Origin of the sequence: Cupriavidus necator A5-1 (genome assembly GCF_000744095.1) — a bacterium.
Lineage (GTDB): Bacteria > Pseudomonadota > Gammaproteobacteria > Burkholderiales > Burkholderiaceae > Cupriavidus > Cupriavidus necator_A.
This window is the reverse complement of the sequence record NZ_JQLI01000008.1, coordinates 1,205,070-1,222,979: the sequence shown is the minus strand read 5'-3', so window position 1 is coordinate 1,222,979 and position 17,910 is coordinate 1,205,070. Positions and strand designations below refer to the sequence as shown.

Genomic DNA, 17,910 nt, shown 5'->3' with positions numbered 1-17,910 from the left:
GCTCTGAGGGCTCAGAAAAGCGAACCTTGCGGATCGTCCTTGCCGCGGGGACCCCTGGCTGGGGGGCGAAAACGAGAAGTATCCAGTTCGAACCGGTTGTAGCGGAAGCCGAGCCGTTCGGCGGCCTTGTAGAAGCGCTGACGCAGCAAGTCCGCCCACACGCCCGTCCCCCGCATGCGCGTGGCAAAGCTGGCATCGTAGGCTTTGCCTTCGCGCATTTCGCGCACGCGGTTCATGACCCGCTCGGCGCGGTCGGGGAAATGGGCCTGCAGCCATTCCTCGAACAGCGGCCGCACTTCCCATGGCAGCCGCAGCACGATGTAGTTCGCATAGACGGCGCCCGCCTCGCGCGCCGCTTCCAGTACACGCTCAAGATCGGGCTCGGTGATGAAAGGAATCACCGGGGCAATGCTCACGCCCACCGGGATGCCCGCGTCGGTCAGCGTGCGGATGGTGCGCAGCCGGCGCGACGGGGTGGCCGCGCGCGGCTCCAGCGTGCGCGCGATGCCGGCGTCCAGCGTGGTAATGGTGACCGCGGCCACCGCCAGCTTCTTTGCCGCCATCGGCGCCAGCAGGTCGATATCGCGCTCGATCAGTGACGACTTGGTGATCAGCGCGACCGGATGGTCGTGCTCGCTCAGGACTTCCAGGATGCCGCGCGTGATGCGCTGCTCGCGCTCGATCGGCTGGTAGGCGTCGGTGTTGACGCCCAGCGCGATGGTTTCGCAGCGGTACGAGGGGCGCGCCAGCGCCTCGCGCAAGCGCTCGGCGGCGTTGGCCTTGGCAAACAGCTTCGTTTCGAAGTCCAGGCCTGGCGACAGGTCGAGGTAAGCGTGCGTCGGCCGCGCGAAGCAGTAAATGCAGCCATGCTCGCAGCCGCGGTAGGGATTGAGCGAGACATCGAACGGGATGTCGGGCGAGGGGTTGCGCGTCAGGATCGAGCGGGCGCGCTCGATGCGTACCGTGGTGCGCAGCGGCAGCAGTGGCGCCTCCGGCACAGGCAAGGCAGCGTCAGGTTCCGCTGGTCCGTTCGTCTCGTCGGCCACCACGGGTTCATCATCAGGCCCACTGCCCCAGCCATCGTCGAACGCCTCACGCTGGTCGCGCTCGAAACGCCCCTGCAGGTTGCTGACAGCGCCGCGTCCCTTGCGCGCAACGGGCGGCCGCGTGCCTGCCTGTGGCCATTCCGGTTCGGCGTCGGCATCGTGCCGCGCATGGCGGCGTTCATTGTCCTTCGGTTCGTGTGCGGGGCGCCCCATCGTGTACTTCGTCAACCCGGCTGGCTTTTCTCTTCGACCGAGATGGCCAGCGTCTCCTTGATTTCTTCCATCACCACATAGCTCTTCGACTGCGCCGCGCCAGGCAGCTGCAGCAGGATGTCACCCAGCAGCCTCCGGTACTCGCCGATCTCGCGGATACGCGCCTTGATCAGGTAGTCGAAATCGCCCGATACCAGGTGACATTCCAGCACTTCCGGGATGCGCAGTACCTCGCGCCGGAACTGCTCGAACATATTGCCCGACTTGTTGCCGAGCGAGATCTCCACGAACACCAGCAGCGCGCTGCCCAGCAGCGCCGGGTTCAGCCGGGCGTAGTAGCCCATGATGACACCATCACGCTCCAGGCGCTTGACGCGTTCGATGCAGGGCGTGATGGTCAGGCCGACCGCCTCAGCCAGGTCCTTCATCGACATCCTGCCGTCACTCTGCAGCGCCGTCAGGATCCTGCGGTCGAGCCGGTCGAGGGTGCGCACGGGCTGGCGACTCGTTCTCATGAGTTTTTCCTGTTTTCCTGAGAAATTCGATAACTATGACTGGATTGGATTCAATAGTATAGAGATAAATCCTTCATCAACTTGTCATCGCAGTTGGAGCCCCCGGACATGCGCGTTCTCGTACTTGGCAGTGGCGTTATTGGCGTCACCAGTGCGTGGTACCTGGCCAAGGCCGGTCACGAAGTGACCGTCGTCGATCGCGAGGCGGGTCCCGCGCTTGGCACCAGTTTTGCCAACGCGGGGCAGATCTCGCCCGGCTATGCGTCGCCGTGGGCGGCGCCGGGCGTGCCGCTGAAGGCGATCAAGTGGATGTTCCAGGAACATGCCCCGCTCAGCATCCGTCCGGACGGCACCCTGTTCCAGCTGCAATGGATGTGGCAGATGCTGCTGAACTGCAGCGCCGAACGCTACGCCGTCAACAAGGAGCGCATGGTGCGGCTGGCCGAATACAGCCGCGACTGCATCCGCGCGCTGCGCGCCGAGACGGGCATCGCTTATGAAGGCCGCCAGCAAGGCACGCTGCAGGTGTTCCGCACCGACGAGCAGTTGCAGGGCGCGACCAAGGACATCGCCGTGCTGGAAGAAGCCGGCGTGCCCTACCAGTTGCTTTCGCGCGACGAACTCGCCGCGAGCGAACCGGCGCTGGCCGCCGTCCGCCACAAGCTGGCCGGCGGCCTGCGCCTTCCCAACGATGAAACCGGCGACTGCGCGCTCTTTACCAAACGGCTGGCGAGCATGGCCGAGCTGCTTGGCGTGAAATTCCTGTACAACCGCTCGATCGACAGCCTGATGACCCAGGGCGATGCCGTCACCGGCGCCATGGTCGATGGCGAGCCGATGGACGCCGACCTGGTAGTGGTGGCGCTGGGCAGCTGGACGACGCAACTGGTCAAGCCGTTCCTGCGTGGCATGTCCAACCTGCCGGTGTACCCGCTCAAGGGCTTCTCGATCACGGTGCCGCTGACCGATCCGTCACGCAGCCCGGTGTCCACGGTGCTGGACGAAACCTACAAGGTTGCCATCACCCGCTTCGACGACCGCATCCGCGTGGGCGGCATGGCGCAGATCGTCGGCTACGACCGCAGCCTGGATCCGGCCAAGCGCCGCACGCTCGAGCACGTGGTCACCGACCTGTTCCCGGGCGCCGGCGATGTCAGCCAGGCCACCTTCTGGACTGGCCTGCGGCCGATGACGCCGGACGGCACGCCGATCGTCGGCCCGACCCAGGTGCGCGGCTTGTGGCTGAACACCGGCCACGGCACGCTCGGCTGGACCATGGCCTGCGGCTCGGGCAAGCTGCTGTCGGACCTGGTCTCGGGTACGTCGCCGGCGATCCGCGCCGATGACCTGTCGGTGGGCCGCTACCTGAAGCCGACGCGCCATCACCTGGCGCCCCGGCCGGCCACTGCCTGAAGCAGGCGCTGTCTCGATAAGTAAAAAGGGCGACCCCGCGGGGCCGCCCTTCTTCTTTCCGGCGACTGTCAGGCCGCTCAGAACTGCTCGGCCGTCAGCGCATTCACCGGTGCCGCACCGCTGACGATGGCATCGCGTAAAGCCGACGCCTGCGACAGGATGTGCTCGGCGAAGAAATGCGCAGTGGCGATCTTGGCGTCATAAAAGCCCGGATCCTCGGCACGCTTCGCATCGGCCGCCAGCATGGCACGGCCCAGCTGCCAGCCCGAGAACACGATGCCGCACAGCTTCAGGTAAGGCACGCTGCCGGCAAAGACGGCGTTCGGGTCCGACTTGGCATTGGCCGCGACAAACGCCACTACCTCTTCCAGCGCCGCGCGGCCCTTGGCCAGCTGCGCCTGCACCGCGGTGAACCCCGCACAGCTGTGCTGGCCCAGCGCGGCCTCGGTCTCGGCGATCTGCGCGCAGATCGCGCGCGCCACGGCGCCGCCGTCGCGCACGGTCTTGCGGCCGACCAGGTCGTTGGCCTGGATCGCGGTGGTGCCTTCGTAGATCGGCAGGATGCGAGCATCGCGGTAATGCTGCGCCGCGCCGGTTTCCTCGATGAAGCCCATGCCGCCGTGCACCTGCACGCCCAGGCTGGTGACGTCGATCGACAGCTCGGTGCTCCAGCCCTTGATCACCGGCACCAGGAACTCATAGAACGCCTGGTTCTGCTGGCGCGCGGCTTCGTCCGGATGCTGGTGCGCCGCGTCGCTGGCGGCGGCAGCCACGTAGGCCACGGCGCGCGCGCCTTCAGTCAGCGCGCGCATCGTCATCAGCATGCGCTTGACGTCGGGGTGGTGGATGATGGTCACTGCCTCGCGCGCCGAACCGTCGACCGGGCGGCTCTGCACGCGTTCGCGCGCATACGCCACGGCCTGCTGGTAGGCGCGCTCGGACACCGCCACACCCTGCATGCCGACCGAGAAGCGCGCCGAGTTCATCATGATGAACATGTACTCCAGGCCGCGGTTCTCTTCGCCCACCAGCGTGCCGATGGCGCCGCCGTGGTCGCCGAACTGCAGCACCGCGGTCGGGCTGGCCTTGATGCCCAGCTTGTGCTCGATCGACACGCAGTACACATCATTGCGCTCGCCCGGGGTGCCGTCGGCATTGACCAGGAACTTCGGCACGATGAACAGGGAAATGCCCTTGACGCCCTCGGGCGCGCTGGGCGTGCGCGCCAGCACGAGATGGACGATGTTCTTCGCCATGTCGTGCTCGCCGTAGGTGATGAAGATCTTGGTGCCGAACAGCTTGAACGTGCCGTCACCCTGCGGCTCGGCGCGGGTGCGCACCGCGGCCAGGTCCGAGCCGGCCTGCGGCTCGGTCAGGTTCATGGTGCCGGTCCACTCGCCCGAGATCAGCTTGGGCAGGAAGGTGGCCTTCTGCTCATCCGTGCCTGCCGTCAGCAGCGCCTCGATGGCGCCGTCGGTCAGCAGCGGGCACAGCGCGAACGACAGGTTCGCGGTGTTCAGCATCTCGTTGCAGGCGGTCGCGATCAGCTTGGGCAGGCCCTGGCCGCCGAACTCCTGCGGGTGCAGCACGCCTTGCCAGCCGCCTTCGCCGAACTGGCGGAAGGCGTCCTTGAAGCCGGGCGTGGTGGTGACGACGCCGTCCTTCCAGCTGCTCGGGTCCAGGTCGCCGGCACGGTTGAGCGGCGCGACGACCTGCTCGTTGAACTTGGCGGCTTCCTCGAGCACGGCCTCGGCCGTTTCCGGCGTGGCTTCCTCGAAGCCGGGCAGTTGGCTGACGGCTTCAAGGCCAGCCAGCTCGTTCATGACGAACAGCATGTCCTTGAGCGGAGCACGGTAGGTCATCGATGTCTCCCAATGTGTATAAAAAAGCCGTTCGCGGGGGGGTTGTGTAACCCCGCCCGGAACGGCTCTATATGCATCCTTGCCGGCCGCCGCGCGAGGCGGTGGCCGGCGCAGCAGCATCAGCCCAGTGCGGCAACCAGTTCCGGCACCACGGTGTTCAGATCGCCCACCAGGCCGTAGTCGGCCACGGAGAAGATCGGGGCTTCGGCATCCTTGTTGATCGCGACGATCACCTTGGAGTCCTTCATGCCGGCCAGATGCTGGATCGCGCCGGAGATACCGACGGCGATATACAGCTGCGGCGCGACGATCTTGCCGGTCTGGCCGACCTGGTAGTCGTTGGGCACGAAGCCGGCGTCCACGGCGGCGCGCGAGGCACCCAGCGCGGCGCCCAGCTTGTCAGCCAGCGGCGTCAGCACCTTGGTGTAGTTCTCGCCCGAACCCACGCCACGGCCGCCCGAGACGATGATCTTGGCGGCGGTCAGTTCCGGACGGTCGCTCTTGGCCACTTCGCTGGAGACGAACTGCGAGATGCCCAGGTCGGCCACGGCCGGCAGGCTCTCGACGGCAGCCGAGCCGCCTTCGGCAGCAGCGGAGTCGAAGGCCGTACCGCGCACGCTGATGACCTTGATCTTGTCTTCCGACTTCACGGTGGCGATGGCGTTGCCGGCGTAGATCGGGCGCTCAAAGGTGTCCGGGGCGTCGACCTTGGAGATTTCCGAGATCTGGGCCACGTCCAGCTTGGCGGCCACGCGCGGCAGGATGTTCTTGCCGTACGGGGTGGCGGGAGCCAGGATGTGGCTGTAGTCGCTGGCGATGGCCAGAGCCTGCTCTGCGACGTTCTCGGCCAAACCGTGGTCGAAGTAGGCAGCGTCGGCCAGCAGGACCTTGCTCACGCCGGCGATCTTCGCGGCAGCGTCGGCCGCGGCCTTGGCGTTAGAGCCCGCCACCAGCACGTGGACGTCGCCGCCGCACTGGGCAGCAGCCGTCACGGTATGCAGCGTGGAGGCCTTGATGGATTGATTGTCGTGTTCAGCAATGACGAGTGCAGTCATGTTTTCTATCTCCCCAGCGCTCAGATAACCTTGGCTTCGTTCTTCAGCTTCTGCACCAGCGTCGCGACGTCCGGCACCATCACACCCGCGCTGCGCTTGGGCGGCTCCACGACCTTCAGGGTCGACAGGCGCGGCTTCACGTCCACGCCGAGATCTTCCGGCTTGACGATATCCAGCGGCTTCTTCTTCGCCTTCATGATGTTCGGCAGCGTGACGTAGCGCGGCTCGTTCAGGCGCAGGTCGGTAGTCACCACGGCCGGCAGCTTGATCGACAGCGTTTCCAGGCCGCCATCCACTTCACGGGTCACCGAGGCCTTGCCATCGGCAACCACCACCTTGGAGGCGAACGTGGCTTGCGGCAGGCCAGCCAGCGCGGCCACCATCTGGCCGGTCTGGTTGGAGTCGTCGTCGATGGCCTGCTTGCCCAGGATCACCAGTTGCGGCTGTTCCTTGTCGATCAGCGCCTTCAGCAGCTTGGCCACGGCCAGCGGTTGCAGGTCTTCATTCGATTCCACCAGGATGCCGCGGTCGGCACCGATGGCCATCGCGGTGCGCAGGGTTTCCTGGCACTGCGTGACACCGCACGAGACGGCGACGACTTCGGTGACAACGCCGGCTTCCTTCAGGCGCACGGCCTCTTCGACGGCGATTTCGTCGAAGGGGTTCATGCTCATCTTGACGTTGGCCAGATCGACGCCCGAGCCGTCCGCCTTGACGCGGACCTTGACGTTGAAATCCACCACCCGCTTGACTGCGACGAGTACTTTCATGCGCTCACTCCACTGATAGCTGTAGTCAGAAATTTTGTTCGCTCGTCATTATAACCACCGGGCTGGCGGCTTCCCTGTTTTTCGAACGATCGTACTATTTTATCGGCAAAATGATGCCGGGCATAGCCCGGCAGACCCCAGCCGTCCGACGATTGTGCCGCAAACCGGGGCTTGCGGGGATCGTCTGATTGGATGAAACGCTCGACTTACCAGGCGGTAATCACGGACTCCTTGAAGGTCGAAGTGACGTATTGCTTGATTTCCGGCGAGTGGTAGGCCTTCACCAGCTTGGCCACCCAGGGCTTGTTCTTGTCGGCCTCGCGGATGGCGATCAGGTTGGCGTACGGGCCTTTCGGGCCTTCCATGGCGATCGCGTCCTTGGTCGGCGACAGGCCGGCCGATTCCGCATAGTTGCCGTTGATCGCGGCGGCGTCCAGGTCATCCAGCGAGCGCGGCAGCTGCGCGGCGTCCAGCTCGACGATGCGGATCTTCTTGGGGTTCTCGACGATATCCAGCGGCGTCGCCTTCAGGCCGGCGTTGGGCTTGAGCTTGATCACGCCCTTGCTCTGCAGCAGCAGCAGGCCGCGGCCGCCGTTGGTCGGGTCGTTGGGTACGCCCACGCGCGCGCCCTGCTTGAGCTGGTCGAGCGACTTGATCTTCTTGGAGTACACGCCCATCGGGAAAGTGACGGTATAGGCTACATGCGTGAACTTGTAGCCGCGGTCCTTGATCTGGGCTTCCAGGTACGGCAGGTGCTGGTAGCTGTTGGCATCCAGGTCGCCGGCGGCGAGCGCGGCATTGGGCTGGATGTAGTCGCTGAATTCGACCACCTGGATGTTGAGGCCGTCCTTGGCGGCGACCTTCTTCACCTGTTCCATGATCTGGGCGTGCGGGCCGCCGGTCACGCCGATCTTGATCGGCTTTTCCTGGGCCACGGCACCAGTAGCCAGCGAGGCGCCGAGCGCGGCGCCGAGAATCCATTGCAGCAGGTTGCGACGTTGCATGATGTGTGTTTCCTGTTTCACAAAATATGGAGCCTAGCGGTGGCTGATGCGCCGGACGAGCCAGTCGCCGAAGCTTTGCACCGCCTGCACGAAAACAATCAGGATCACCACCACCGCCACCATCACTTCGGTGATGTAGCGCTGGTAGCCATAGCGGATGCCCAGGTCGCCCAGGCCACCGCCGCCGATCGCACCGGCCATGGCCGAATAGCCGACCAGGCTGACAAAGGTGATGGTCAGGCCGGCAACGATGCCGGGCATGGCTTCGGGCAGCAGCACCTTCCACACGATCTGGCCGGTGGTCGCGCCCATCGACTGCGCAGCCTCGACCAGGCCCTTGTCGACTTCACGCAGCGCGCTTTCCACCAGGCGCGCGATAAACGGGATCGCCGCGATGGTCAGCGGCACGATTGCCGCGGTGGTGCCGATCGACGAGCCGACGATAAAGCGCGTGAACGGGATCACCACCACCAGCAGGATGATGAACGGGATCGAGCGCACCGCGTTGACCACCACGCCGATGGTGCGGTTGAACAGCGGGTGCGACAGCACGCCGCCGCGGTTGGTCAGGTGCAGCAGCACGCCCAGCGGCACGCCCAGCAGCGAGCCCACCACGCCCGAGATCGCCACCATCAGCAGCGTCTCATTGAACGAGGTCAGGAACAGGTCAGACATCTCAGACCACATGCTCGAACTCCTCCACCACGACGCCTTGCGCCTGCAGGTATTCCATCGCCGCCTTCACGTCGGCCAGCTCGCCGGTGGCCATGATCGCCAGCGAGCCGAAGGCCTGGCCCTGGATCTCGTCGATATGGCCGTGCAGGATATTGAAGTCCAGCCCATAGCGGCGGATCGCCTGGGCCAGCACCGGCTGGTCCACGCCCTCGCCGGTGAAGGCGAGGCGGTAGACGTGGTCGCGGCCGTTGCCGAGCCGGCTCTCCACGCGCTTGAGCACGCTCGCCGGCAGTTCCTGCGAAATCACGTCGCCGATCATGGCGCGGGTGACGTCATGCTGCGGGCGCAGGAACACGTCGATCACGCGCCCGGTCTCCACCACCTGGCCGGCTTCGAGCACGGCCACGCGGTCGCAGACCTGCTTGATGACTTCCATCTGGTGCGTGATCATCACCACGGTCAGGCCCAGGTCGCGGTTGATCTGCTTGAGCAGGTCGAGGATGGAGCGGGTGGTTTCAGGGTCGAGCGCAGAAGTCGCTTCGTCCGACAGCAGCACCTTGGGCTTGCTCGCCAGCGCGCGCGCAATGCCCACGCGCTGCTTCTGCCCGCCGCTGATCTGAGCCGGGTAGCGGTCCTTGAGCGCCGACAGGCCGACCAGGTCCAGCAGCGGCAGCACGGTGGCGGCAATTTCCGCCTTGGGCTTGCCGGCCAGTTCCAGCGGCAGCGCCACGTTGTCATACACGGTGCGCGACGACAGCAGGTTGAAGTGCTGGAAGATCATGCCGATCTCGCGGCGTGCCAGGCGCAGCGCGCCGTTGTCCAGCCCGGTCAGGTCCTGGCCGGCGACGATCACGCGGCCGCTGGTGGGCCGGTTCAGCAGGTTGATGGCACGGACCAGCGTGCTCTTGCCGGCGCCGCTGCGGCCGATGATGCCGAAGACCTCGCCCGCCGCAATCGACAGGCTGACGTCCCGCAATGCATGCACGTCGCCTGACGCGCCCGGGAAGCGCTGCGACAGTCCTTGCAATTCGATCATGGAAAGGTGACCAAAAGAAAACGGCAACAGTCGCGGAGGTCTCCAGCGCTGTTGCCGCACGTTATTTTTGTGAAGCGCGTATTTTAAGCGATCCGCTTCATACCATAAACGACTTTTTACCGATGTCTTTATACCTTCCCGGCATATAAAGGCCTTGTAAGTTGCTTATGATCCACGCCACGAGGGCGCGCGCTTGTCGATAAAGGCCTGCACGCCCTCCAGCGCCGAGTCGTCCATCATGTTGCAGGCCATGGTCAGGCCGGCAAGCTGGTAGGCAGCCTCAATGCCCATCTCGAGCTGGCGGTAGAACAGCCCCTTGCCGGCTGCCACCGCGGCGGCCGGCTTGGCGCAGATGCTGGCGGCCAGGCGCGCCACCTCGTCGTCCAGCTGGTCGGCGGGCACCACCCGGTTGACCAGCCCGCGCTCGCGCGCGGTGGCGGCGTCGATCATGTCGCCGGTCAGCAGCATCTCCATCGCCTGCTTGCGCAGCAGGTTGCGCGACAGCGCCACACCGGGCGTCGAGCAGAACAGCCCCAGGTTGACGCCGGATACCGCAAAGCGCGCGTCATCGGCCGCCACCGCCAGGTCGCACATCGCCACCAACTGGCAGCCGGCCGCGGTGGCAATCCCCTGCACGCGCGCGATCACGGGCTGCGGCATCTTCTGGATCGCCATCATCATGCGCGTGCAACGGTCGAACAGCCGGCGGTAGTAGTCGTGCGAGGGCGAGGCCCGCATCTCGCGCAGGTCGTGCCCGGCGCAGAACGCCTTGCCGGCGCCGGCCAGCACCACCACGCGCACGGAGTCGTCCGAAGCGATCCGCGCCAGCGCCTCCGTCAGCGCGTCCAGCAGCCCTTCGGACAAGGCATTGAAAGCCTGCGGGCGGTTCATGGTCAGGCGCGCCACGCCAGCGGCATCGCGCGATTCGGTCAGCAGCGGCGCATCCACGCGTGCATCGTTCTCGGCCATGGCGAGGGTCTCCTAGTGTTCCATCAGGACCTTCAGGTGCGCCAGCACGCTGCGGCCCAGTGCGCTCAGGTTGTAGCCACCCTCCAGGCAGCTGACGATGCGGCCCTGCGCATGCGTGCGCGCGACGTCGACGAGTTGGCGGGTGATCCAGGCGTAGTCCTGCTCCACCAGCCCCATCTGCCCGAGGTCGTCCTCGCGGTGTGCATCGAACCCGGCGGAGATAAACAGCATCTGCGGGCGGAACTCGTTCAGCCGCGGCAGCCAGATGGTCTCGACCACCTCGCGCACGGCCATGCCGTTGGTGTACGCGGGCAGCGGGATATTGACCATATTGGGCGCGATATGCTCGGTGCCGCTGTACGGGTAGAACGGGTGCTGGAAGATGCTGCACATCAGCACGCGCTCGTCGCCGCGGAAGGCCGCTTCGGTGCCGTTGCCGTGGTGCACGTCGAAATCGATGATGGCGACACGCTCCAGTCCGTGTGCCTCCAGCGCGTGGCGCGCGGCGACGGCGACGTTGTTGAAGAAGCAGAAGCCCATGGCGCGGTCGGGCTCGGCGTGGTGGCCGGGCGGGCGCACGCAGCAGAACGCGTTTTCCAGCTCGCCCGCGATCACAGCATCGGTGGCCGCCACCGCTGCGCCCGCGGCCAGCTTTGCCGCGGCGAGCGTATGGCTGTTCATCGTGGTATCCGGGTCGATCGGGTAGTAGCCGCTGGCAGGGCTGGCGCTCTCCAGCGAATCGACATAGTCGGGCCGGTGCACGCGTTCGAGCTGTTCGCGCGTGGCGGGCGTGGGCTCGCGACGCTCAAGCAGCCCATCCAGGCCGTGCGAAATCAGGTGATCCTCGATCGCCTGCAGGCGCTCCGGGCACTCGGGATGGAAATGCCCCATCTCGTGCCGCTGGAACTCCGGGTGCGTGTAATAGCCTGTCGGCATCTCTTATCGTCGCAAGGTTGTCTCCAAGCGCTACGTTAGCACAGGCACGGGCCAGCGACCCATCGGCGTGCCACCCCACGTTCTTGCGGTTGCGACGGCCCGGCGGGCTGCTGCTGCAGTGGCATCCGCTATACTCGGTGCGACTTGCAAAGGACACCATGACCGACACCCAGCGCTCTCTGCGACGCCCCCTGCTGGGCGCCGCGCTTTCCGCTGCCGCACTCGGACTCTGCGGCCTCTCCCCCAGCCTGCTCGCCGCCGGCAAGCGCCGCGTCAGCGTGCGCGAGGAAGAAATCGAACCCGGCCGTTACCGCGACAACCCGCAAACCCGCGCCTTTATCGACGAGATGGTGGCGCGTCACAACTTTGACCGCGACACGCTGCAGGACTGGTTCGGCCAGGCGGTCTATTCGTCGACGGTGGTGCGGCTGATCATGCCGCCCGCGACCTCCGGCCGCAAAAGCTGGCGCGCCTACCGCTCGCGCTTTATCGAGCCGATCCGCATCAATGCGGGCGTGCGCTTCTGGCAGGACAACCGCGACACGCTGCGCCGCGCCGAAGCCGAATTCGGCGTGCCGGCCTCGGTCATCGTCGGCATCATCGGCGTGGAAACGATCTATGGCCGCGACATGGGCACCTTTCGCGTGCTCGACTCGCTGTCCACGCTCGCCTTCGACTACCCGGACACGCCCAACCGCGACGCGCGCAGCGCGCTGTTCCGCAATCAGCTGGCGGACTACCTGCTGTGGTGCCGCGACACGCGCACCGACGTGTACTCGGTGCTGGGCTCGTATGCGGGCGCGATCGGCATCCCGCAGTTCATGCCGACCAGCCTGCGCGAATACGCCATTGACTACGACAACAACGGCCGCACCGATCTGCGCAACAGTCCGACCGACGCGATCGGCAGCGTGGCGCGCTTCCTGCAGCTGCACGGCTGGGAACCGGGGCGCCCGGTGGTGTGGCGCATTGCCGGCGATGCCGGCAGCCTTGGCGTTGCTACCGCGGCAGCGGACGGCGAGCCGTGGCCGACGCGCACGCTCAACCAGCTGACCCGCGCCGGCCTGCGCGTGGACGAGCCGATCGACCCGGCGCGAGAAGGCGAGACCGGCGTGCTGGTGGTGGACCTGCCGACGCCGGACCAGCCGACGGAGTACCTGCTGGGGCTGCGCAACTTCTATGTGCTGACACGCTACAACCGCAGCTTCTTCTATGCGCTGGCGGTGTACCAGCTGGGCGAGGCGGTAAAGGCGGCGATGGGCTGACGCCGGCGCGCCCACAAAGCAAAAAGGCCTCGCACGCGCGAGGCCTTTTTGCTTGCCGCGTTGCCCGGATCAGGCCGGGAACACGCCGGTCGACAGGTAGCGATCGCCGCGGTCGCACACCACGAACACAATGGTGGCGTTCTCCACTTCCTCGGCGATACGCAGCGCCACGCAAAGCGCGCCCGCAGCGGAAATGCCACAGAAGATGCCCTCTTCGGCCGCCATGCGGCGGGCCATATGCTCGGCCTCGGACTGGCTCACCGGCTCGGTGCGGTCGATATGGCTGGCATCGTAGATCTTGGGCAGATACGCCTCGGGCCACTTGCGGATGCCCGGGATGCGCGAGCCTTCGGCCGGCTGCGCGCCGATGACCTGGATCGCCGGGTTCTGCTCCTTCAGGTAGCGCGACACGCCGGTGATGGTGCCGGTGGTGCCCATCGCCGATACGAAGTGCGTGACGCGCCCGTCGGTATCGCGCCAGATCTCCGGGCCGGTGCCCTCGTAGTGCGCCTGCGGGTTGTCCGGGTTGGCGAACTGGTCGAGGATCACGCCCTTGCCCTCGCGCTCCATCGCATCGGCCAGGTCGCGGGCGTATTCCATGCCGCCCTTGACCGGGGTCAGGATAATTTCCGCACCATAGGCCGCCATGCTCTGGCGGCGCTCGAGGCTCAGGTCCTCGGGCATGATCAGCACCATCTTGTAGCCGCGGATGGCGGCCGCCATGGCCAGCGCAATGCCGGTATTGCCGGAGGTCGCTTCGATCAGCGTGTCGCCCGGCTTGATACGCCCGCGGGCTTCGGCCCGGGCAATCATCGACACCGCCGGGCGGTCCTTGACCGAACCGGCGGGATTGTTGCCTTCGAGCTTGCCGAGTATCACATTGCCGCGCGCGTCGTTGGCGGCACCGGGAATGCGCTGCAGTCTGACCAGCGGCGTATTGCCGATGGTGTCTTCAATAGTCTTGTAGGCCATGGGTGTCGGGGATCGATGTCGCCGGCCATTGTAATCCAGACCCCTTTCCCTCGCCGGCAGGCGGGCTTTGCGCCGGACGCGCCGCCTGCCTTGGCCTGGCGCAGCCACTCAGCCTTCCTCGTGGTTGCCTTCACCCAGCAGGTGGTACAGCAGGATGCAGCCGAAGGTAGCGGTGCCGATGCCGCCCAGCGTCATGCCGCCCAGCTTGAGCGTCAGGTCGCCGGCGGCCACGGTCAGCGTGGCCCCCACCGTGATCAGGTTGCGCGAACTGGAAAAGTCCACCTTGTTCTGCACCCAGATCCGCCCTGCCGTGGCCGCGATCAGGCCGAACACGACGATGGTCAGCCCGCCGATCACGGGGCCCGGGATAGTCAGGATCAGCGCACCGAACTTGGGCGAGAAGCCCAGCAAGATGGCCACCGCCGCCGCCACGACGAAGATCAGCGTCGAGTAGATCTTGGTGACCGCCATCACGCCCATGTTCTCGGCGTAGGTGGTCACGCCGGTGCCGCCGCCGCTGGCCGACAGCATGGTGGCGATGCCGTCGCCGATAAAGGCGCGGCCGATATACGGGTCGAGGTTGCGCCCCGTCATCACCCCGATGGCCTTGATATGGCCCAGGTTCTCGGCCACCAGCACGATCGCCACCGGGGCGATCAGCAGTATCGCGCTGGCCTCGAAGACCGGTGCGGTGAACGCCGGCGTGCCGAACCAGCTGGCCGCAGCCACGCCGGAAAAGTCGATCGACTTGCCCAGCCCCATCACGTTGGTGCCCAGGTAGTAGGCCAGGTAGCCGGCCAGACCGCCGATCAGCACCGGCAGGCGCCCGATCATGCCGGGCGCGCGCACCGCCACCAGGCCAACGGCCACCACCGTCAGCAGGCCCACCCAGGTATCGAGCGCCGCGCCGCTGACCGCCTTGACGGCCACCGGCGCCAGGTTCAGGCCGATGGCCGCGACGACGGCACCGGTCACCACTGGCGGCATCAGCTTTTCCACCCAGGCGTAGCCGGCCGCCTGCACCACCAGCCCGATCACCGTGTACAGCGCGCCCGCGGCGATGATGCCGCCCAGCGCCACCGGGATATTGGGGTTGGGACCGTTGCCCGCATAGCCGGTGGCGGCGATCACCACGGCGATAAAGGCGAAGCTGGAACCCAGGTAGCTGGGCACCCGGCCGCGCACGCACAGGAAGAAGATCAGCGTGCCGATGCCGGAGAACAGGATGGCGATATTGGGGTTGAAGCCCATCAGGATCGGCGCGATGGCGGTCGAGCCGAACATCGCCACCACGTGCTGGATGCCGGCCAGCAGCGTCTGCCCGGCCGGCAGCCGCTCGTCGGGCCCGATCACGCCTTCGGTCTTGAGCCGCCATTTGGGCAGGAATCCCGCGTCCTCGCCATTCGCCATGTGTTCTGCTCCCTGTGCTCCGGGCGGGCCGCGCAGTTAGCAGCCGCCGCGATTGTGGTTGGTTATCCGGCGCTGACTGGCTGCTTATTGCCTGTCAGCTGCCGCGCGCGGCAGATCCTGCCGGCGCGGCGTCCGCATGATACTCCGGCGCCTGCAGCCGTGCGAAGCCGCAGAGGTCTAGCACAAGGCGTACCAACAGGGGGCTATGCCCGGATGCAACGCTACCGGGCACAGGCCTGTGGACAAGTCAGCCGGTGGCTCAGCGCGATGCCTTGGCTGCGCCTGCCGGCGCGGCTGCAGCTGCCTTCGCCGGCTTGGCAGACGCGGCCGGCGCCGCGGCGGCGGCACCAAAGGTGAGCCCCGCCTCCTGCAGCTTGGCCACCGATTTCGGCCCCACGCCCTTGACGGAGGTCAGCGCCGCCTCGTCCGCCGTGTTGACGTCGATCGCCGCGTGCGCGATGCCGCCGGCGGACAGGCAGATGGCTGCAATCAGGGAGAAACGCCGGACAAATTGCCAGACCCAGTGCTTGAACATGGAAGCTCCTTTCCTGTGGATGTCAGAGGTACAACTCCGGGGTACCAGCTTGGGTACCACCCCGCCATTGCGGCGAGGCCAGGTCAGGATAGGGGCAGGCTGCCGCGGCGGCGCATACGGCAACACAAGTTGACACCGGCCGCACGAAAACGTGTCGGCCGGCTCGACAACAGCGGTAAAGCGAGGCGGTCAGCCGGCGCGTTCAAGCAGCCAGCGGCAGTAGCGCGCCACGCCTTCCTCGACGGTCAGGAAAGGCTCGCTATAGCCGGCACTGCGCAGCTTCGACACATCCGACTGCGTAAAGCACTGGTACTTGCCGCGCAGCGCGTCGGGGAACTTGATGTACTCGACCAGGCCTTCCTGCACCAGTTCTTCCAGCGACAGGCGCGGCTTGCCGTCGGCCTCGCGCAGCGTGTTGACCACGGTGGCGGCAATGTCGTTGAAGGGCTGCGCGCGGCCGGTGCCGAGGTTGAAGATGCCGGATTTTTCCGGATGGTCGAAGAAGTACAGGTTGACCTTGACCACGTCTTCCACCGAGATGAAGTCGCGGCTCTGCATGCCCGGGCCGTAGCCGTTGTACTCGCCGAACAGCTTCACCGTACCGTCGGCGCGGAACTGGTTGAAGTTGTGGAACGCGACCGAGGCCATGCGGCCCTTGTGGGTCTCGCGCGGGCCATACACGTTGAAGTAGCGGAAGCCGACGATCTGCGACAGCGCCGACGGCAGCCGGCGCCGCACGATCTGGTCGAACAGGAACTTGGAGTAGCCATACACGTTCAGCGGACGCTCGAACTCGCGGTCTTCGCGGAACACCTGCGAGGCGCCGTAGGTGGCCGCCGACGATGCGTACAGGAACTGCGCGCCCTGCTCCAGGCAGCTCTCCATCAGCGACAGCGTGTAGCGGTAGTTGTTCTCCATCATGTAGCGGCCATCGGTCTCCATGGTGTCGGAGCAGGCGCCTTCATGGAACACCGCGCGTACCTTGCCGAACTCGCCGCGGGCAAAGCGCTCGAGGAAGTCCTGCTTGTCCAGGTAGTCGGAGATTTCGCAGTCGACCAGGTTGTGGAACTTGTCCGCACGGGTCAGGTTGTCGACGGCAATGACGTTGGTCTCGCCGCGTTCGTTCAGACCCTTGACGAGGTTGCTGCCGATAAAGCCGGCAGCGCCGGTCACGATGATGGTCATGGTCGCTTCAGTCTGGTGGCGTCGCGCCTCACGGGGCGGCGCCGAACAATTCGGGATAGGTGACGACGGCGGTGCCGAGCTTGCCCACCACGATGCCGCCGGCACGGTTGGCATGCTGCACGGCTTCCTTCAGCGTCAAGCCGGCGCCCAGCATGGTGGCGAGCGTGGCGATCACGGTATCGCCCGCACCGGATACATCATAGACCTCGCGCGCCTGGGCGGACACGTGCAGCACCTCGGCCTCGGTGTAGAGCGTCATGCCCTCTTCCGAGCGCGTCAGCAGCAGTGCCTCGAGCTGCAGTTCGCGGCGCAGGTTCTGGGCGCGGATGGTCAGGTCGGCCTCGGTCTTCCAGGCGCCGACCACGGCACGCATCTCGGCCCGGTTGGGCGTGATCAGCGTGGCGCCGCGGTAGCGCGAGTAGTCCTCGCCCTTGGGGTCGATCAGCACCTTGCGCCCGGCGGCACGGCCGGCGTCGACCATGCGCGTGACGTGCGTCAGGCCGCCCTTGCCGTAGTCGGACAGCACCAGCACCTGGTAGTCGTTGATCAGGCTGACGAAGCGGTCCTGTACCGCGGCCAGCACTTCGTGCGCGGGCGCGTTCTCGAAGTCCACCCGCAGCAGCTGCTGCTGGTGCGCCACCACGCGCAGCTTGATGGTGGTATTGAGCTTGGCATCGCGGTGCAGGTAGGGCTCCACGTGGCTTTCAGCCAGCAGGGCCTCGAGCGTGCGCGCCGGCTCGTCGTCGCCGACCACGCCCAGCATGCCCACGCGCGCGCCCAGCGCGGCGGCGTTGCGCGCCACGTTGGCGGCGCCGCCCAGGCGCTCGTCGCTGCGCTTGACCTGCACCACCGGCACCGGCGCTTCCGGCGAGATGCGCTCCACGTCGCCGAACCAGTAGCGGTCCAGCATCATGTCGCCGACCACCAGGATATGGGACTGCCGGATCTGTTCTTGCGAAATGACGGTCTTGTTCATGACGATCCTTGGCAATATCGAGGCGGCCGCCGCCGCCTCCTCATCTTATCGGTTGATGTGTCCGTTGACCCGC

General features: G+C 66.3%; 17 protein-coding genes. 2 read left to right on the top strand and 15 right to left on the bottom strand.

The features are described from left to right. Nucleotides 1-11 precede the first annotated feature (11 nt). A complete protein-coding gene (locus K307_RS29765; protein ID WP_042884507.1) occupies nucleotides 12-1,259 on the bottom strand; it encodes a PA0069 family radical SAM protein in 1,248 nt (415 codons plus the stop codon). 11 nt (nucleotides 1,260-1,270) lie between these two features. Further along, entirely contained in the window at nucleotides 1,271-1,774 is a 504-nt protein-coding gene (locus K307_RS29760) for an Lrp/AsnC ligand binding domain-containing protein (protein WP_042884505.1), read from the bottom strand. A gap of 108 nt (nucleotides 1,775-1,882) precedes the next feature. On the opposite strand from K307_RS29760, the gene K307_RS29755 reads away from it, so the two are divergent. Further along, nucleotides 1,883-3,187, top strand: a complete 1,305-nt coding sequence (locus K307_RS29755) for a D-amino acid dehydrogenase (RefSeq protein ID WP_042884503.1) — start codon at nucleotides 1,883-1,885, stop codon at nucleotides 3,185-3,187. A gap of 77 nt (nucleotides 3,188-3,264) precedes the next feature. Here K307_RS29755 and K307_RS29750 read toward each other — a convergent pair whose 3' ends face one another. The 8 genes from K307_RS29750 to K307_RS29715 form a co-directional block, all read right to left on the bottom strand. After that, a complete protein-coding gene (locus K307_RS29750) occupies nucleotides 3,265-5,049 on the bottom strand; it encodes an acyl-CoA dehydrogenase (protein ID WP_042884502.1) in 1,785 nt (594 codons plus the stop codon). A 119-nt stretch (nucleotides 5,050-5,168) separates the two neighbouring features. Further along, on the bottom strand, nucleotides 5,169-6,104 hold the full coding sequence (locus K307_RS29745) for an electron transfer flavoprotein subunit alpha/FixB family protein (protein WP_042884500.1): 936 nt from the start codon (nucleotides 6,102-6,104) through the stop codon (nucleotides 5,169-5,171). A gap of 20 nt (nucleotides 6,105-6,124) precedes the next feature. Continuing rightward, complete coding sequence (locus K307_RS29740) at nucleotides 6,125-6,874, bottom strand: electron transfer flavoprotein subunit beta/FixA family protein (protein WP_042884498.1); 750 nt, start codon at nucleotides 6,872-6,874, stop codon at nucleotides 6,125-6,127. A 206-nt stretch (nucleotides 6,875-7,080) separates the two neighbouring features. Beyond that, nucleotides 7,081-7,878 carry a MetQ/NlpA family ABC transporter substrate-binding protein gene (locus tag K307_RS29735; RefSeq protein ID WP_042884497.1) on the bottom strand — a complete coding sequence of 266 codons (798 nt, stop codon included), beginning with the start codon at nucleotides 7,876-7,878 and terminating at the stop codon, nucleotides 7,081-7,083. Between the two features lie 33 nt (nucleotides 7,879-7,911). Next, nucleotides 7,912-8,565, bottom strand: a complete 654-nt coding sequence (locus K307_RS29730) for a methionine ABC transporter permease (RefSeq protein ID WP_042884496.1) — start codon at nucleotides 8,563-8,565, stop codon at nucleotides 7,912-7,914. Continuing rightward, nucleotides 8,555-9,589, bottom strand: a complete 1,035-nt coding sequence (locus K307_RS29725; protein ID WP_042884495.1) for a methionine ABC transporter ATP-binding protein — start codon at nucleotides 9,587-9,589, stop codon at nucleotides 8,555-8,557. Before K307_RS29725 ends, K307_RS29730 begins: the two co-directional genes overlap by 11 nt. 165 nt (nucleotides 9,590-9,754) lie before the next feature. After that, nucleotides 9,755-10,558, bottom strand: coding sequence for an enoyl-CoA hydratase (locus tag K307_RS29720; protein ID WP_042884494.1), 804 nt, complete (start codon nucleotides 10,556-10,558; stop codon nucleotides 9,755-9,757). A 12-nt stretch (nucleotides 10,559-10,570) separates the two neighbouring features. Next, nucleotides 10,571-11,494: a histone deacetylase family protein gene (locus K307_RS29715; protein WP_042884493.1), complete on the bottom strand. Its 924-nt coding sequence runs from the start codon at nucleotides 11,492-11,494 to the stop codon at nucleotides 10,571-10,573. A 158-nt stretch (nucleotides 11,495-11,652) separates the two neighbouring features. Between K307_RS29715 and mltB the strand changes: the two genes are divergently transcribed. Beyond that, complete coding sequence (gene mltB / locus K307_RS29710) at nucleotides 11,653-12,759, top strand: lytic murein transglycosylase B (RefSeq protein WP_042884492.1); 1,107 nt, start codon at nucleotides 11,653-11,655, stop codon at nucleotides 12,757-12,759. Between the two features lie 69 nt (nucleotides 12,760-12,828). Here the strand turns inward: mltB and cysM are convergent, their stop codons facing one another. The 5 genes from cysM to rfaE1 all read right to left on the bottom strand — a co-directional run bounded on the left by cysM (nucleotide 12,829) and on the right by rfaE1 (nucleotide 17,837). Then, the gene (gene cysM, locus K307_RS29705) at nucleotides 12,829-13,731 is read right to left on the bottom strand and encodes a cysteine synthase CysM (protein WP_042884490.1); all 903 of its coding nucleotides are present in this window, start codon (nucleotides 13,729-13,731) and stop codon (nucleotides 12,829-12,831) included. Between the two features lie 108 nt (nucleotides 13,732-13,839). Further along, nucleotides 13,840-15,141 carry a solute carrier family 23 protein gene (locus tag K307_RS29700; protein ID WP_042884489.1) on the bottom strand — a complete coding sequence of 434 codons (1,302 nt, stop codon included), beginning with the start codon at nucleotides 15,139-15,141 and terminating at the stop codon, nucleotides 13,840-13,842. Nucleotides 15,142-15,400: 259 nt separating this feature from the next. Then, a complete protein-coding gene (locus K307_RS29695; protein ID WP_042884488.1) occupies nucleotides 15,401-15,676 on the bottom strand; it encodes a hypothetical protein in 276 nt (91 codons plus the stop codon). 189 nt (nucleotides 15,677-15,865) lie between these two features. Next, nucleotides 15,866-16,861 (bottom strand): ADP-glyceromanno-heptose 6-epimerase, encoded by a 996-nt coding sequence (gene rfaD, locus K307_RS29690; protein WP_042884487.1) that lies wholly within the window; start codon nucleotides 16,859-16,861, stop codon nucleotides 15,866-15,868. Nucleotides 16,862-16,889: 28 nt separating this feature from the next. Beyond that, a complete protein-coding gene (rfaE1, locus tag K307_RS29685) occupies nucleotides 16,890-17,837 on the bottom strand; it encodes a D-glycero-beta-D-manno-heptose-7-phosphate kinase (RefSeq protein WP_022533895.1) in 948 nt (315 codons plus the stop codon). Nucleotides 17,838-17,910 lie beyond the last annotated feature (73 nt).

What these genes read in the sequence shown, in the direction of transcription:
- K307_RS29765 (WP_042884507.1), bottom strand. Translation starts at nt 1,259, where the DNA reads ATGGGGCGCCCCGCACACGAACCGAAGGACAATGAACGCCGCCATGCG.
- K307_RS29760 (WP_042884505.1), bottom strand. Translation starts at nt 1,774, where the DNA reads ATGAGAACGAGTCGCCAGCCCGTGCGCACCCTCGACCGGCTCGACCGC.
- K307_RS29755 (WP_042884503.1), top strand. Translation starts at nt 1,883, where the DNA reads ATGCGCGTTCTCGTACTTGGCAGTGGCGTTATTGGCGTCACCAGTGCG.
- K307_RS29750 (WP_042884502.1), bottom strand. Translation starts at nt 5,049, where the DNA reads ATGACCTACCGTGCTCCGCTCAAGGACATGCTGTTCGTCATGAACGAG.
- K307_RS29745 (WP_042884500.1), bottom strand. Translation starts at nt 6,104, where the DNA reads ATGACTGCACTCGTCATTGCTGAACACGACAATCAATCCATCAAGGCC.
- K307_RS29740 (WP_042884498.1), bottom strand. Translation starts at nt 6,874, where the DNA reads ATGAAAGTACTCGTCGCAGTCAAGCGGGTGGTGGATTTCAACGTCAAG.
- K307_RS29735 (WP_042884497.1), bottom strand. Translation starts at nt 7,878, where the DNA reads ATGCAACGTCGCAACCTGCTGCAATGGATTCTCGGCGCCGCGCTCGGC.
- K307_RS29730 (WP_042884496.1), bottom strand. Translation starts at nt 8,565, where the DNA reads ATGTGGTCTGAGATGTCTGACCTGTTCCTGACCTCGTTCAATGAGACG.
- K307_RS29725 (WP_042884495.1), bottom strand. Translation starts at nt 9,589, where the DNA reads ATGATCGAATTGCAAGGACTGTCGCAGCGCTTCCCGGGCGCGTCAGGC.
- K307_RS29720 (WP_042884494.1), bottom strand. Translation starts at nt 10,558, where the DNA reads ATGGCCGAGAACGATGCACGCGTGGATGCGCCGCTGCTGACCGAATCG.
- K307_RS29715 (WP_042884493.1), bottom strand. Translation starts at nt 11,494, where the DNA reads ATGCCGACAGGCTATTACACGCACCCGGAGTTCCAGCGGCACGAGATG.
- mltB (WP_042884492.1), top strand. Translation starts at nt 11,653, where the DNA reads ATGACCGACACCCAGCGCTCTCTGCGACGCCCCCTGCTGGGCGCCGCG.
- cysM (WP_042884490.1), bottom strand. Translation starts at nt 13,731, where the DNA reads ATGGCCTACAAGACTATTGAAGACACCATCGGCAATACGCCGCTGGTC.
- K307_RS29700 (WP_042884489.1), bottom strand. Translation starts at nt 15,141, where the DNA reads ATGGCGAATGGCGAGGACGCGGGATTCCTGCCCAAATGGCGGCTCAAG.
- K307_RS29695 (WP_042884488.1), bottom strand. Translation starts at nt 15,676, where the DNA reads ATGTTCAAGCACTGGGTCTGGCAATTTGTCCGGCGTTTCTCCCTGATT.
- rfaD (WP_042884487.1), bottom strand. Translation starts at nt 16,861, where the DNA reads ATGACCATCATCGTGACCGGCGCTGCCGGCTTTATCGGCAGCAACCTC.
- rfaE1 (WP_022533895.1), bottom strand. Translation starts at nt 17,837, where the DNA reads ATGAACAAGACCGTCATTTCGCAAGAACAGATCCGGCAGTCCCATATC.